Raw genomic sequence first — 14,598 nt, 5'->3', positions numbered from 1 at the left:
TTCGATCCGGAGGCTTAACCACCAAGACCTGTATGTCGCGATTTGCCATGCTTTTCCCCGGCCAGGGGGCACAGTCGGTCGGGATGCTGGCCGAGCTGGGCCAACAGCACCCGGCGATCCAGCAGACGCTAGACGAGGCCAGCGACGCCCTCGGTTATGACATGGCCGATCTGGTCGCCAATGGCCCGGCCGATACGCTTGATCGTACGGAATACACGCAGCCTGCGCTTGTTGCGGCGAGCGTGGCAGTGTGGCGTGCCTGGCAGGCAGCGGACGGCCCGGCGCCGAGTTTCGTGGCCGGCCATAGCCTGGGGGAGTACAGCGCATTGGTGGTTGCGGGCACGCTCGATTTCGCGGATGCATTGCGCCTGACTCGCCTGCGCGGCCAGGCCATGCAGGATGCCGTGGGCGCTGGCGAGGGCGCCATGGCCGCGGTCCTCGGATTGCCCGACGAGGCGGTCCGCGCGGCCTGTGACGAGGCATCGGCGGCGTTGGCCAGCGACGGTTTGACGGTGTCGGCGGCGAACTTCAACGCCCCCAACCAGGTCGTGATTGCCGGCCATGCCGAGGCAGTGGAAAAGGCCTCGGCACTGGCCAGGGACAAAGGCGCCCGAATGGTCAAACCGCTGGCCGTAAGTGTGCCGTCACACTGCGCGTTGATGCAGCCGGCCGCTGATCGACTGGCTTCGCACCTGGCCGATATACCATTGCGCGAACCGAGCATCCCGGTCTACCACAATGTGGATGCCCGCCCGCGCGAGGATGTCGGGGGCGTGCGCCGTGCGCTGGTGGCCCAGCTTGCGCAATCCGTGCAGTGGCGCGAGACCATTCAGCGCCTGGCGGCGGAAAACTGTCATCTTTTCGTCGAATGCGGGCCGGGCAAAGTGCTCACCGGCCTGAACAAGCGTATCGACAAGTCACTGCAGACGTTGCCATTGTCGGATTCCGACGATTTCCGCGCGGCGCTCGCCGCGGCCGACGATCGCGCCGACGAACGCTGATCGTCCGTCTTTCCACATTCCGAATCCCCGTTCCAGGCTCGTTATGTCTTCCAATGTTCTGTCCGGCCAAATTGCTCTCGTGACCGGCGCCAGCCGCGGCATCGGTGCCGCCATCGCCGACCGCCTCGCCGCCGACGGCGCAACCGTCATCGGCACGGCGACCAGCGACCAGGGCGCGGCAGCCATCGACGAGCGCCTGGCTCAGCGCGACCCGGCGGGGGCCGGCCGCGTGCTCGACGTCACCGATGCGGCCGCGATCGAGGCGCTGGTCAAGGAGATTGGCAAGGATTTCGGCGCGCCGACCCTCGTGGTCAACAACGCCGCCATTACCCGTGACACGCTCATGCTCCGCATGAAGGACGACGATTGGCAGGCCGTCATCGACGCCAACCTGTCGGGCGTCTTTCGCGTATCCCGGGCGGTTCTCAAGGGCATGATGAAGGCCCGTACCGGCCGTATCGTCAACGTCAGCTCGGTGGTCGGGCTGACCGGCAATGCCGGGCAGGTCAATTACAGTGCGGCCAAGGCGGGCCTGCTGGGATTGACGCGCTCGATGGCGCGCGAGGTTGGCTCGCGGGCGATCACCGTCAATGCCGTGGCCCCCGGTTTCATCGAAACCGACATGACCCGGGATCTGCCGGCGGCCACGCGCGAGTCCATGCTCGGCCAGATTCCGCTCGGCCGCCTCGGGGCGGTCGACGATATCGCGTCCGCCGTTGCATTTCTCGTCTCGCCCGCAGCCGGTTATATTACGGGTGAGACGCTGAGTGTTAACGGCGGACTTTATATGGGGGCGTAATCGTCTGGCGAGACGACACCTTTTTCCCTAGAATGGCGCGCGGTTCGCGAGGGCGGATTCGCGCTTCATGAACGCGCACACAAGCAACAGGAGACAACCCATGAGTAGCGTGGAAGAACGAGTACAGAAAATCATTGCCGAGCAGCTGTCGGTCAGCGAAGACCAGGTGACCTCGGAAGCCTCGTTCGTCGACGACCTGGGTGCCGACTCGCTGGATACGGTCGAGCTGGTCATGGCGCTTGAGGAAGAATTCGAAATCGATATTCCCGATGAGGAAGCCGAGAAGATCGTGAAGGTCAAGGACGCGGTCGACTATATCAAGTCGCACGCTGAGGGCTGATAAGCCCCGTTGGAGTCGTTGGCCGGCCTCATGACCGGCCGGCCGGATTAATGCCGTCCCGTTGTGGACGGCACCATTCGTTGGAGGGGCGTCGTTGAGACAGCGTCGCGTGGTAGTGACAGGCCTGGGGATGATTTCCCCGCTGGGCCTGGACGTGGAATCGACCTGGGCCGGCATTGTTGCCGGCCGTAGCGGGATTACGTCGATCGATAGCTTCGACGTGTCGAAATATCCGACCCGCTTCGGCGGTCCGGTTCGCGATTTCGACGTCACCCGATACATGTCGCCCAAGGAGGCCAAGCGCTTCGATCCGTTCGTGCATTACGGGGTGGCGGCTGCAGTTCAGGCCATCAACGACAGCGGCTACGAACTGTCCGACGAATACAATGATCGTGTCGGTGTGGCCGTGGGCTCGGGTATCGGCGGCATCGGCACGATTCTCAAGACCTGTGCGAGCTTCTACGAATCGGGATACAGCCCGAAGAAGGTCTCGCCGTTTTTCATTCCGAGCAGTATCGCGAACATGGCCGCCGGCCAGATCTCGATCCAGCTCAACCTGCACGGCCCGAACATCGCGGCGGTGTCCGCCTGTACGACCGGCGTGCACAACATCGGTCTGGCGGCCCGCATGATCGCCTACGGCGATGCCGAGGCCATGGTCGCTGGCGGTTGCGAGATGGCCGTCAACCCGATCGGGTTGGCCGGCTTCTGCTCGGCCAAGGCGCTATCGACACGCAATGACGATCCCGCGGCCGCCAGCCGGCCCTGGGACGTCGATCGCGACGGTTTCGTACTCTCCGATGGCGCCGGGGTGCTCATGCTCGAGGAGCTCGAGACCGCCAAGGCGCGCGGCGCCAGGATCTACGGTGAAGTCGTCGGCTTCGGCATGAGCGGCGATGCGCACCACATCACCATGCCCAGCGGTCGCGGTTCCAGGCAGTGCATGATCAATGCGCTGGCGGATGCGGAAATGACCGGCGAGAATATCGATTACATCAACGCCCACGGCACGTCGACCCAGGCCGGCGACGTTTCCGAGAGCCAGTCGATCGAGGCGGTGATGGGCAGCGCGGCGCACAAGGTCGCCGTGAGTTCGACCAAGTCCATGACCGGTCATATGCTGGGCGCGGCGGGCTCCGTCGAAGCGATCTTCACGCTACTGGCCATCCGCGATCAAGTGGCCCCGCCGACCATCAATCTGGACAACCCGGCCGAGGGCTGTACGCTGGACTACGTGCCGCATACCGCACGTCAGATGAAGATTGATGTAGCGTTGTCGAACTCCTTCGGCTTCGGCGGCACAAACGGCTCACTGATACTCAAGCGTTTCGATTGACCTCGCGAACTCGTTCCGCGGGTCGGATCGTGGTGGCGCACGATCTGGCCCGGGCGACTCTTGACCCCAGCGTTCATGCGCCACTGTACCAGCTGGCGCGCGCTGAACCCGGGTTGTTTCCGGCGTTGCTCGAGTCGAGTGCGGGCGCGGCGGCACAGTCGCGCTACGACATTCTGCTGGCCGACCCCGCCGAGGCGATAACCCCCGAACAATTGGGCTCGCGCGCTGCATTCTTCGATTTTCTCGACACATGCGCCCGTCAGACGACGGCCACAACCACGGATCTGCCGTTCATCGGCGGCTGGCTGATTTATCTCGGTTACGAGATGGCCGCCGGCGTGGAGCCTGGGCTGGCACTTCCCCCGGCTGGCGACGGCCTGCCGACGGCGCTCGCGCTTCGCTGTCGCAGCGCGATCATCCATGATCGTCGGCGCGCGACTCTCGAAGTGGTGTCCGAGAATGCCGATGTCGATCGTGTGGCCGCACTGGTCGCAATGCTCGAGTCGCAGGGCGAAACAGCGTCGAACGATGTCGCGTACCCGGCGATTCGCTGGCAGGAAGACGCGCCGGAGGACTACCTCGATGCTGTGGCGCGTGCGCGTGAATATATACGGGCCGGCGACGTCTTTCAGGCCAATCTCGCGCGGGCGTGGCACGGTCGACTGGTCGAGGATGTCTCGCCGGGTCATGTTTACACGGCACTCAGGGCCGCCAACCCGGCGCCATTTTCGGCGTTGCTGAACTGGCAGGGCGCGGCGCTGGTCTGCTCATCGCCGGAGCGGCTGCTGTCACTGCGCGATGGCCGGGCCAGCGTACGGCCGATCGCGGGTACCCGGCGCCGGCGCCTCGGCCGCGATGCCGAGATCAGCGAGGAATTGATTACCCACCCGAAGGAACGGGCCGAGCATGTCATGCTCATCGATCTGGTCCGCAATGACCTCGGACGGGTATGCCGGCCCGGGAGCATCGCGGTGGACGAGCTGATGGTGGTCGAGTCCTACGCGCATGTGCATCACATCGTGTCCAACGTATGCGGGCAGCTCAAGGCCGGTGTCGGCCCGGGCGGCGCCCTCAGGGCGGTCTTTCCGGGCGGTACGATCACGGGTTGCCCGAAAGTGCGCTGCATGCAGATCATTGCCGAGCTCGAGCGCACGGGCCGCGGCGCCTACACCGGCAGCATCGGTTATCTGAGCCGCTGCGGTACGCTGGACACGAACATCATCATCCGTTCTCTGACGCAGGTTGGCCGCGACCTGACACTGCGTACCGGTGCGGGCATCGTGGCCGACTCGGATCCGGCATCGGAACTGGCCGAAACCCGGCACAAGGCGCACGGCGTGCTGCGTGCGTTCCGTGCCGCGCAAGCGAGCGCGGTCCATGGCTGACCGGATGTTGATCAACGGTCGATCCGCCACGGCCCTGCCGGCCGACGACCGCGGTCTGGCCTATGGCGATGGCATATTCCGAACGATGCGCTTGGAATCGGGGATTGCGCTCGCCTGGCGCTTTCACTACGCGCGGCTGGCACACGACTGTGCGGCGTTGGGCCTGGAGACACCGGAACGCGCGAGGCTTGAGGCCGATATCCAGGCGCTGGCCGGCGACGATACCTCCGGCATCGTCAAGATCGTCATTACCCGGGGCAGTGGCGGGCGCGGCTATGCGCCGCCCGACCAGCCCGTGCCACGCCGGATCGTGAGCCTGCACCGCGGCCAGCCGGGTATACCCGACGCGCTGGCACTGCCGATCTGCCCCATCGTGCTGGCCACGCCGGCCGTGCTCGCGGGCGTCAAGCATCTCAACCGCCTGGAACAGGTGCTGGCACGTCGCGATTGCGAACGCCGTAATGTCGCCGACGCAGCGATGTGCGACAGTGCCGGTCGCATCGTCTGTACCACCATGCGTAATCTGGTGTTCGTCGACGGCGCCGGCGACTGGTGGACGCCAAGGCTGGATCACGCCGGCGTGATCGGGGCCACGCGCGAGCGATTGCGCGCGGCGGTCCCGGCACTCGCCGAGTGCGAGATCACCCGCGCACGCCTGGGCGATTTCGTCGGCGCCGTGGCCTGCAACAGCGTCAGCGGCGCGGTGGCGGTGCCCTGCATCGGCGAGCATGGGTTTGCCGAAAGTCGGTGGCTGGCCGATCGCGCGAATGCGCTGCTTGTGAGCAGTCATTAGTTTCAAGGAGTTGCGACGCCCGTGTTCCTGCGTCTCGTCTACGGTTTCGTCCTGGCGGCCCTGCTGGCCGGTGCCATTCTTGGCGCCGATGTCGCACGTTTTTTCACCGAGCCTCTCGGGAATACACAGCCGGAGCTCATCGAGGTGGCGCCGGGCACGAGTTTTCGCGGGCTCGTCCAGCAGTTGCGCCGCAAGCAAATCATCCGCCGGGCGCGGGACGCGCGTTATCTGTCGCTCTATGCCCGTTTTACGGGCCAGGCGACGAGCATCAAGAGCGGCGAGTATCTGGTTCCGGCGAAACAGTATCCACGCCAGCTGCTCGCGCTGCTGGCATCGGGCAAGATCCGCCAGCACCGCTTGACGCTGGTCGAGGGGTGGCGCTTCAAACAGATCATGCAGGCGGTCAACCACGATCCCGCGCTTAAACACACGCTTCGCGGCAAGTCCAGTGCGCAGATCATGGCGGCGCTCGGCCATCCGGATCAGAAGGCGGAAGGCCGGTTCATGCCGGATACTTATATGTTTCCCCGCGGCATGAGCGATGTCGCATTTCTCAAGCGGGCCTACAACGCGATGCAGCGGTTCCTGCACAAAGCCTGGGCCAATCGGGCGGATGATCTGGCCATCCATACGCCGTATCAGGCGTTGATCATGGCCTCGTTGATCGAGAAGGAGACCGCCGTGCCGTCCGAGCGTGCACGGGTCTCCGGCGTATTCAATCGCCGATTGAAAAAGGGCATGCGGCTGCAGACCGATCCCAGTGTGATCTACGGTATTCCCAATTACGACGGCGACATCCACAAATCCGACCTGAAACAGGATACGCCGTACAACACCTACACACGCAAGGGGCTGCCGCCGACGCCGATTGCCTCGCCGTCGCGCGCTTCCATTCGCGCCGCGTTACACCCGGCCCACGGCAAGGCGCTGTATTTCGTCTCGCGCGGCAACGGCACCCTTGTGTTCTCCGATACGCTGGCCGAACACGATCGAGAGGTACGAAAATATCAGCTGGGCGGTGGGTCATGAACGACGGCCGAAGTGACACGGGACGTCTATTCACCTTCGAAGGCGGGGAGGGTGCCGGCAAGTCGACCCAGATCGATCATCTGGCCGCGTATCTGCGCGCGGCCGGCCATACCGTCCGCACCACGCGCGAGCCGGGCGGAACGCGTCTCGGCGAAGCCATTCGTGGCGTCCTGATGGGCGAATACGATGCGCCCATGCCGGCGATGAGTGAGCTTCTGCTCATGTTTGCCGCGCGCGCGGCGCATCTGGCGCAAGTGATCGAGCCCGCGCTGGCAGCCGGCGAAATCGTGCTCTGCGATCGTTTCACCGATGCCAGTTATGCCTACCAGGGCGCCGCCCGGGGCCTGGGCGAAACCGCGGTCGCCACGCTCGAGCGCCTCGTGCAGGGCGAGCGGCGCCCGGATGGCGTATTGCTGTTCGATCTGCCGGTGGCGCAGGGCCTGAGCCGGGCGCGCAACCGGGGCGAAGTCAACCGCTTCGATCAGGAGACGCTGGCGTTCCACGAGCGCGTGCGCGCGAACTATCTCGAACGGGCGCGTCTTGCGCCGGCGCGTTATGCCGTGATCGATGCCGCCGCGGCGCCGGAAACCGTATCGCAATCCATGATCGAAGCCGTCGAGGCATGGCTGTGACCGCGGTCGACGACAGGCCGCTCAAGCTGCCGTGGCACGATCCGATGTGGGCGCACATGGCAGCCGGCCTCGCGGCCGGTCGCGTCGCGCACGGGTTGCTGATCGCCGGCACGCCGGGCGTTGGCAAGCGTCGCTTCGCGTGGCGGTTGGTCGCCGCATTGCTTTGCCGGGAGCGCACGGCCGATGGCGACGCCTGCGGCGTATGCGCGGGCTGCCGCCAGCGTGCGGCAGCCACGCATCCGGATATTTCGCGGCTCACGCCGGAGGATACGGGCAAGGCAATCAAGGTGGCGCAGGTGCGTCGATTCTCACACGCGCTCCATCTCACGCCACAGTATTCGACCGGGCGCATCGGGTGGATCGACCCGGCCGATTCGTTATCCACCAGTGCCGCCAACAGCCTGCTCAAGACACTGGAGGAGCCACCGGCGGGCTGTCATATCGTACTCATCAGCGATCGCGTGTCCGCATTGCTGCCGACCATCCGCAGCCGATGCCAGATCTGGACCGTGCCGGCAGCCGCGCCGGATACCGCGCGTGCCTGGCTGGCCGGCCAGGATTTCGACGCCAGTCGCGCCGACGACGACAGTCTGCGTACACCGCTTGCGCTGCGGGCCCGCCACGACGCCGGCGCCCAGCCCCTGGTCGAGCAGTGGGACAAGGATTTGGGGCGGCTGCTGGCCCGTCGCGCCAATCCGGTCAGCGTGGCCGAGCGTGCCCACGAGGCCGAACGCCGCTTATGGGTCGACTGGCTCTACCGACGCTGCAATGATTTGCTGTTAGCCGCACTCGGCGCCGATTCGCCGTCCCTCGACGCAGGCCTGGCCGGGGCCGCCCGCCGGCTGGGGCCGCGGCGCCTCGAAGCCTGGAGCCGGCGCGTATCCGACGTCGCCCGGACGGCCGAGACCAACGCCGACTGGCGACTGGTGGTAGAGTCTGTATTCATTGAACTCAGCCAGTATGTCGCCGAGGCCATCGACACGCCATGAGCGATAACAGTATCGCCGGACAATCCGGCATCGTACGTTTCGACGTGCCCAGCAACCGCGCGCTATACGAGGCGTACATGCCCTTCATCCGCAACGGCGGGCTTTTCGTGGGGCAGCCGCACCTGCTGGACATGCATTTCGATCTGGGCGCGGAAGTCTTTCTCCTGCTCCATCTCAAGGAGCAGGATGAACGCGTGACCGTGGCTGGCCGCATCGTGTGGGTGTCGCTTCCGGGCACGCAGCGCCCGCCCGGCATCGGGGTGCAGTTTGCCGAGCCCGATGGCATCAAGATTCAGCAACGTATCGAAACACTGCTGGCAGGGCAGCTCGAAAGCGAGCGGCCGACGCACACGCTATAGAGCCTGTTGCCGTTTCGTCCGCGTCCGCGCCAAGCGCTGTATTGCGGCAAAACAACGTTTGACCCGAAGGATTGCGCCCCGCGCAGCGGATGCCGACCGCACCAACGCGGTTCAGCGCGTTGTCATCGGTCGCGGCTCCATTTCGATATCGAGAGTTTCGGCAAGCGCCGGATCGCTGGCAATTCCCCGCCATATCATGTTGAACAGCACGGGCGCGCGTTCGGCCAGCCCATACTTGCGGCCGCGCATGAGCCACATCGCCACGTTGCGATTGGCCACGCCCCAGATGAAGTCCGAGATCTCGACCTCGTCCACGGCGGAAGTCAGGATGCCGGCCCGGCGGCCTTCCTCGATCACGCCCAGAAACACCGACATGAGCTGGGGCTGACGAAATGTATCGTCCTCGCGCCAAGTATTCAGATATACCGAACTCAGGATGATCTGGGCGACTTCCGGGTTGCGCTCGAAGTAATCGAGCAACACCCAGAACACCTTGCGCAACCGGTCGCGAAAGTTCTCGATTCCCTGCAGGTGATCGATCATGCGACGGGCCAGGATCGACAGCCAGGTGTCGAGACTCGCGAACAGCACGGTTTCCTTGCTGCCGTAATACTTGTACAGCGTCTGCAGGCTGATGCGGGCGTGCTTGGCAACGTCGATCAACTTGACTCGATGGAATTCCCGTTCCGCGAACAGCACCCGCGCGGCATCCTCGATCCGATGACGGGTTTCCGGATCGATCTGCGCCAGGGCTTTTTCGCGCTCGATTGTCGTCTTTGGATAACGCTCGATCACCAGTAATACCTGTTACACGAAACAAAGCAGCGACTTTACCACTGCATCATTCCTCTCCCAATCATGTCTAATCGTCTCGATAATTGCGCGCAATGATAATCAGTCAATGTATGACGAGCAGGTTAAATGAAAATAGTAATTTTTATTATTGTTGGAACATGACGCGAGTCGAGCTAAGCTGAGACCAAAGTCCACCCGCGTGCGCGGCCTGACGCCAGGCGCGATCGTTTTGTACTGCCGTGCAATAAAGCCCGGAGAATCGCATGTTTTCGATGATCCTCAACAAGCTCGACAAGGCTAAAGTGCTCCCGCGCATCTCCGATACCGAACGCCAGGCGCTCAACGCCGGATCGGTCTGGATCGACGGCGAACTGTTTTCAGGTAACCCCGATTTCCGTTCAATGATGGAGGAGGCCTATCCGGCGCTGCCGCCGGAGGAACAGGCTTTTCTGGACGGGCCGGTCGAGGAGCTGTTGCGTCGCGTGGATCACTGGGAACTGCACAACACCCGTCGCGTACCGGATGAAATCTGGACTTTCCTGCGCGAGCAGGGTTTCTTCGGGCTGATCATCCCTAAGGCATACGGCGGTTCCGGGTTTTCCACCCTGGGGCGTAGTGCTGTCATGATGAAGACCGCGCAGCTCGGGCCGGTGGGCACCCTCGTGGTCATCCCCAACACACTAGGTGCGGCCGAATTGTTGATCGGCTATGGCACCGAGGCGCAGAAATCTCATTACCTGCCAAAACTCGCCAGCGGCGAGTTCGTGCCGTGCTTCGGCCTGACCGAGCCGACAGCGGGGTCGGATGCCGCCTCGATTCGGGCCGAGGCGGTGGTGTTCAAGGCGGATGATGGCCAGCTCAAGCTGCGCCTGAATTTCACCAAGCGCTATATCACCCTGGCGCCGATCGCCAATCTGGTGAGCCTGGCTTGCCAGCTGCATGACCCGGACAACCTGCTGGGGGGCGGCGAGCAGCCCGGCATTACGGTGGTCCTGCTGGAAAAAGGCACGCCAGGTCTGCGCCTGGGCGATCATCACCTGCCGATCGGTCCGTTCGACAACGGCCCGATCCACGGCGAGGACGTGGTGGTCCCGGCCGATAACATCATCGGCGGCCCGACGCAGGCCGGGCAGGGCTGGCGCATGCTCATGGAGCAGCTTGGTGGCGGGCGGGCGGTTTCGCTGCCCGCCGGCGGCGTGGCTTCGGCCAAGGCAGCGGCCGCCGCGGTCGGGCCGTACAGCATGGTACGCGAACAGTTCGGCATCCCGATTGGCTGGATGGAGGGCGTGACCGCCAAGGTCGCGCGCACCGCGGCCCTGGCCTATGTGCTCGAATCGTCGCGGGTGTATGTGTGCGCGGGAGTCGATGCCGGGCATCATCCGCCGGTGGTCTCTGCCATTCTCAAGCAGCAGACCACCGAGCTGGGACAACAGCTGCTGATCGATGGCATGGATGTCATGGCGGGCGCGGGTGTGATGCAGGGCCCGAACAATATTCTCGGATCGGCTTATATCTCGGCGCCGGTGAGTGTCACCGTGGAAGGCGCGAACATCCTCACACGGACGCTGATGATCTTCGGGCAGGGGGCCGTGCGTTGCCATCCCTATGCGCTGGCTACGCTGGGCGCGCTCGAAAACAAGGATGTGCGCGCGTTCCGCAAGGCGCTGCTGGGCTGGATGGGCCATTCCATCGCCAACGTCGGCCGCGGAGTGGTCCGCGGCCTCACCCGCGGGGCGACGGTCAAGGCGCCGGTGGCGGACGAGACTGCGCGCTATTTCAAGAAACTTGGCTGGGCGTCGACGCGCTTTGCCTTGCTCACCGATCTGGCGATGTTTTGCGTGGGCGGCAAGCTCAAGCAACGCGGGCAGCTGTCGGGCCGCTTCGCGGATGCCTTGTCCTGGATGGTGTTCGGGGTGACCACGCTGCGCCGCTTCCATGCCGAAGGTGCAAGGAAGGAGGATCTGCCGGTCGTCCATTGGGCGCTCAAATACTGCCTGCTTGAAATCCAGCGCGCGTTCGAGGGCATCTACGCCAACTTTGATACGCCCGTGGTGGGCTGGATGCTGCGTTATCCAGGCCGGTTTTTCCTCAAGATCAATCCGCTGTCCAGCGGGCCGGGCGATGCCGAGGATCGCCGCGTCGCGGCGGCCATTCAGACGCCGGGCGAACAGTACCAGCGCATCGCCCTCGGCGGCCTGGGGTCGCCGCGCGACGACGAGCCGGGCATGGGGCGGTTGCTGCATGCCTGGCGCCTGGTGAGTGACTCGGCCGAGCCGCAGATGCGGGTAAAAAAGGCGATGCGTCACGGCAAGATCAGCGCCCCGGACGTGGTCGCGGCGATCGAGCCGGCGCTGGCCGCCGGGATCATCTCGGCGGACGAGGCGCAACGCATCCGCGCGGCCGAAACCGCGCGCCGGGCCGCCATCCAGGTGGATGTGTTCGATCAGGCGGACTATTACCGCGACAGCCTGTCGCGTCATAACGACAACGTGCACGACGGGCGCGACCCGGGGATGGCGCGGGCGGCCAACCAATAGCGGCCGGGCCATGCCCGTGCCGCGAAAGCGGTTCGAGCGTGGCACAATACGCCCCATGAGCAGCGTGCAATCCGGGCCGCGGGTGAACAGTAGCGGCTATACCCTGGGCGAAGAGATCGCCAACGCCGTCACGTCCGGCATCGGCACGGCGTTGTCGATCGCGGGAATGGTTATCCTGGTGGTTTATGCCGCGCTGTACGGCACCGTCTGGCATATTGTGGCGGTATCCATCTTCGGCACCAGCCTGATTTTCTCCCATCTGGCGTCAACGCTTTATCACAGTATCGCGCCGCCGCGGGCAAAGGGCGTGTTCCGGGTGATCGATCACCTGGCGATCTATTTTCTCATCGCCGGAACATACACGCCGTTCACGCTGGTCAATCTACGTGGTGTGTGGGGCTGGAGCCTGTTGGGCCTGGTCTGGGCGCTCGGACTCGCCGGCGTCGTCATCAAGACCACATCGCTGCGGCATGTGCGTTATCTGTCCACCTCGTTCTATGTCGCCATGGGCTGGACCGTCGTGCTGGTAATCCGTCCGCTGCTGGAGAACGTAGCCGCCGGGGGCATCTGGCTTTTGCTGGCGGGCGGCGTGGCCTATACCGTGGGCGTGGTGTTCTATGCTTGGGATCGCATGCCGTACAACCACGCCATATGGCATGTGTTCGTGATTGCGGGTAGCGCCTGTCACTTCTTCGCGGTGCTGTTCTACGTGATCCCGCTGGCCCAGTCGGCGGCCGCCCTGAGCCAGACGTCCTGATTGTGGCAGCGCGCTCGGCGCAATCGGTGCTGACGTCGGTTTTCGGCTACAGCGCGTTCCGCGGGCAACAGGCCGATATCATCGCGCATGTCGTCGACGGGGGTGATGCCCTGGTGCTGATGCCCACCGGCGGCGGCAAATCGTTGTGCTATCAGATCCCGGCGCTGGTGCGTCCGGGGGTCGCGGTCGTGGTGTCACCGTTGATCGCATTGATGGCGGATCAGGTGGCGGCGTTGCGGCAACTGGGTGTGGCCGCGGCCTATCTGAATTCCACCCTCGACGCCGCATCGCAGGCCGCGATCGAACGCGATGTCGCCAGCGGCGCCCTGGATATCGTCTATGTTGCGCCGGAACGACTGCTCCAGCCGCGCATGCTGAATCTCCTGCAGCGTTCGTCGATCGCGCTGTTCGCCATCGACGAGGCGCATTGCGTATCGCAGTGGGGGCACGACTTTCGGCCGGAATATCGCCAGCTCGCGGCATTGGCCGAGCAGTTTCCGGATGTGCCGCGCATGGCACTCACCGCGACCGCCGATCTGCCGACGCGGGCGGAAATCATCGAGCGTCTGGCGTTGGAAGACGCGGCGCGTTATCTGCACAGCTTCGATCGGCCGAATATTCAGTACCGGGTCGCCGAGCGCGGCAACGCCAAACAACAGCTCGCCGACTTCATCGAGCGCGAGCATCCCGGGCAGGCCGGCATCGTGTATTGTCTGTCGCGGCGCAAGGTCGAGGATACCGCTGAGTGGATGACGCACGCCGGCCATACGGCGCTGCCCTATCACGCCGGCCTGTCCCCGGCCATGCGCGAGCATCACCAGTCGCGGTTTCTACGCGAGGAAGGCGTGATCATCTGTGCGACGGTTGCCTTCGGTATGGGCATCGACAAGCCCGACGTGCGATTCGTGGCGCATCTCGATCTGCCGGCCAGCATCGAAGCCTATTATCAGGAAACCGGTCGAGCCGGTCGCGACGGTGAACCCGCCACGGCCTGGATGCTCTACGGGCTCGGCGATGCCGTACAGCGGCGCCGCATGATCGAGCAGGGCGCAGCCGCCGAAGACCGCAAGCGGGTCGAGCGGGCCAAGCTGGACGCGATGCTCGCATACTGCGAGATCGCCAGCTGCCGACGTATCAACCTGCTCGGTTATTTCGGTGAGCAATGCGAGACCGCCTGCGGCAATTGTGACACCTGTCTCAATCCGCCGGAAACCTATGACGCCACCCGCTATGCACGCATGGCGCTATCGGCGATATATCGAACCGGTCAACGCTTCGGTACGGGCTATGTCGTGGATCATCTGCGCGGCGCACACTCGGATCGCGCGCGCGATCTCGGGCATGATGCGCTGTCGACAGCCGGGATCGGCGACGATCTTTCGGCCAAGCAGTGGCGCTCGATCATTCGCCAGCTGATTGCGCTCGGCTATATTCACGTCGAGCAGGCCTACGGTGGCCTCCAGCTGGCCGCCGGCTGTCGCGAGTTGCTCCGCGGCGAGCAAACGCTGGAGCTGCGGGTGGATCGCGGCGGCAAACGCTCGCGCCGGGCGGTCAAGAAGGCGCTGCCGCCGATCGAGATCGAGGATGAGCCACTCTGGGAGGCGTTGCGGGCGCTGCGGCTGGAGTTGGCGCGCGAGCAGGATGTGCCGCCCTACGTGATCTTCCATGACGCCACGCTGCGCGAGATGCTTGCGCGGCGCCCCACCGATGTCGCCGAGTTGTCGGATGTGCCGGGCGTGGGTGAAAAGAAACGCGATGCTTATGGCCGTGCCTTTGTCGAGACCATCGCGCAACATGTGAGTTAGGCCCTCGTCTCGAAGTGTTCCTCACTGGAGGCACGAGGGCT

14 protein-coding genes are annotated in these 14,598 nt (G+C 64.5%); 13 read left to right on the top strand and 1 reads right to left on the bottom strand.

Annotated features, from left to right (window positions below; genetic code table 11):
- Window positions 1-32 precede the first annotated feature (32 nt).
- The 10 genes from fabD to SALB1_RS15575 all read left to right on the top strand — a co-directional run bounded on the left by fabD (window position 33) and on the right by SALB1_RS15575 (window position 8,663).
- Entirely contained in the window at window positions 33-1,001 is a 969-nt protein-coding gene (gene fabD / locus SALB1_RS15620; RefSeq protein WP_109994680.1) for an ACP S-malonyltransferase, read from the top strand.
- Between the two features lie 43 nt (window positions 1,002-1,044).
- Window positions 1,045-1,800 carry a 3-oxoacyl-ACP reductase FabG gene (gene fabG / locus SALB1_RS15615; RefSeq protein ID WP_109994679.1) on the top strand — a complete coding sequence of 252 codons (756 nt, stop codon included), beginning with the start codon at window positions 1,045-1,047 and terminating at the stop codon, window positions 1,798-1,800.
- A gap of 100 nt (window positions 1,801-1,900) precedes the next feature.
- The gene (gene acpP / locus SALB1_RS15610; RefSeq protein ID WP_109994678.1) at window positions 1,901-2,140 is read left to right on the top strand and encodes an acyl carrier protein; all 240 of its coding nucleotides are present in this window, start codon (window positions 1,901-1,903) and stop codon (window positions 2,138-2,140) included.
- Between the two features lie 94 nt (window positions 2,141-2,234).
- On the top strand, window positions 2,235-3,476 hold the full coding sequence (gene fabF, locus SALB1_RS15605; RefSeq protein ID WP_109994677.1) for a beta-ketoacyl-ACP synthase II: 1,242 nt from the start codon (window positions 2,235-2,237) through the stop codon (window positions 3,474-3,476).
- 29 nt (window positions 3,477-3,505) lie between these two features.
- Window positions 3,506-4,861 (top strand): aminodeoxychorismate synthase component I, encoded by a 1,356-nt coding sequence (locus tag SALB1_RS15600; protein WP_255414428.1) that lies wholly within the window; start codon window positions 3,506-3,508, stop codon window positions 4,859-4,861.
- On the top strand, window positions 4,854-5,654 hold the full coding sequence (gene pabC, locus SALB1_RS15595) for an aminodeoxychorismate lyase (protein WP_109994676.1): 801 nt from the start codon (window positions 4,854-4,856) through the stop codon (window positions 5,652-5,654). Before SALB1_RS15600 ends, pabC begins: the two co-directional genes overlap by 8 nt.
- A gap of 21 nt (window positions 5,655-5,675) precedes the next feature.
- Window positions 5,676-6,683 carry an endolytic transglycosylase MltG gene (gene mltG / locus SALB1_RS15590; RefSeq protein ID WP_109994675.1) on the top strand — a complete coding sequence of 336 codons (1,008 nt, stop codon included), beginning with the start codon at window positions 5,676-5,678 and terminating at the stop codon, window positions 6,681-6,683.
- Window positions 6,680-7,315, top strand: coding sequence for a dTMP kinase (tmk, locus tag SALB1_RS15585; protein ID WP_109994674.1), 636 nt, complete (start codon window positions 6,680-6,682; stop codon window positions 7,313-7,315). The genes mltG and tmk overlap by 4 nt, the downstream gene beginning before the upstream one ends.
- Window positions 7,306-8,304 carry a DNA polymerase III subunit delta' gene (locus SALB1_RS15580; protein WP_109994673.1) on the top strand — a complete coding sequence of 333 codons (999 nt, stop codon included), beginning with the start codon at window positions 7,306-7,308 and terminating at the stop codon, window positions 8,302-8,304. The genes tmk and SALB1_RS15580 overlap by 10 nt, the downstream gene beginning before the upstream one ends.
- On the top strand, window positions 8,301-8,663 hold the full coding sequence (locus SALB1_RS15575; protein ID WP_109994672.1) for a PilZ domain-containing protein: 363 nt from the start codon (window positions 8,301-8,303) through the stop codon (window positions 8,661-8,663). The genes SALB1_RS15580 and SALB1_RS15575 overlap by 4 nt, the downstream gene beginning before the upstream one ends.
- A gap of 111 nt (window positions 8,664-8,774) precedes the next feature.
- On the opposite strand, the gene SALB1_RS15570 is transcribed toward SALB1_RS15575, so the two are convergent.
- Window positions 8,775-9,458 (bottom strand): TetR/AcrR family transcriptional regulator, encoded by a 684-nt coding sequence (locus tag SALB1_RS15570; RefSeq protein ID WP_109994671.1) that lies wholly within the window; start codon window positions 9,456-9,458, stop codon window positions 8,775-8,777.
- Between the two features lie 263 nt (window positions 9,459-9,721).
- Between SALB1_RS15570 and SALB1_RS15565 the strand changes: the two genes are divergently transcribed.
- From SALB1_RS15565 to recQ, 3 genes are read left to right on the top strand one after another with little or no spacing between them, the layout of a single operon-like run.
- On the top strand, window positions 9,722-11,995 hold the full coding sequence (locus SALB1_RS15565; protein ID WP_109994670.1) for an acyl-CoA dehydrogenase: 2,274 nt from the start codon (window positions 9,722-9,724) through the stop codon (window positions 11,993-11,995).
- Between the two features lie 55 nt (window positions 11,996-12,050).
- Window positions 12,051-12,752, top strand: coding sequence for a hemolysin III family protein (locus SALB1_RS15560; protein ID WP_109994669.1), 702 nt, complete (start codon window positions 12,051-12,053; stop codon window positions 12,750-12,752).
- Between the two features lie 2 nt (window positions 12,753-12,754).
- On the top strand, window positions 12,755-14,557 hold the full coding sequence (gene recQ / locus SALB1_RS15555; protein ID WP_109994668.1) for a DNA helicase RecQ: 1,803 nt from the start codon (window positions 12,755-12,757) through the stop codon (window positions 14,555-14,557).
- The last annotated feature ends 41 nt before the right edge of the window (window positions 14,558-14,598 follow it).

The sequence above is a fragment of the Salinisphaera sp. LB1 genome (genome assembly GCF_003177035.1).
In the GTDB taxonomy this organism is placed as follows: Bacteria; Pseudomonadota; Gammaproteobacteria; order Nevskiales; family Salinisphaeraceae; genus Salinisphaera.
This window is presented reverse-complemented; position numbering and strand designations above follow the sequence as displayed.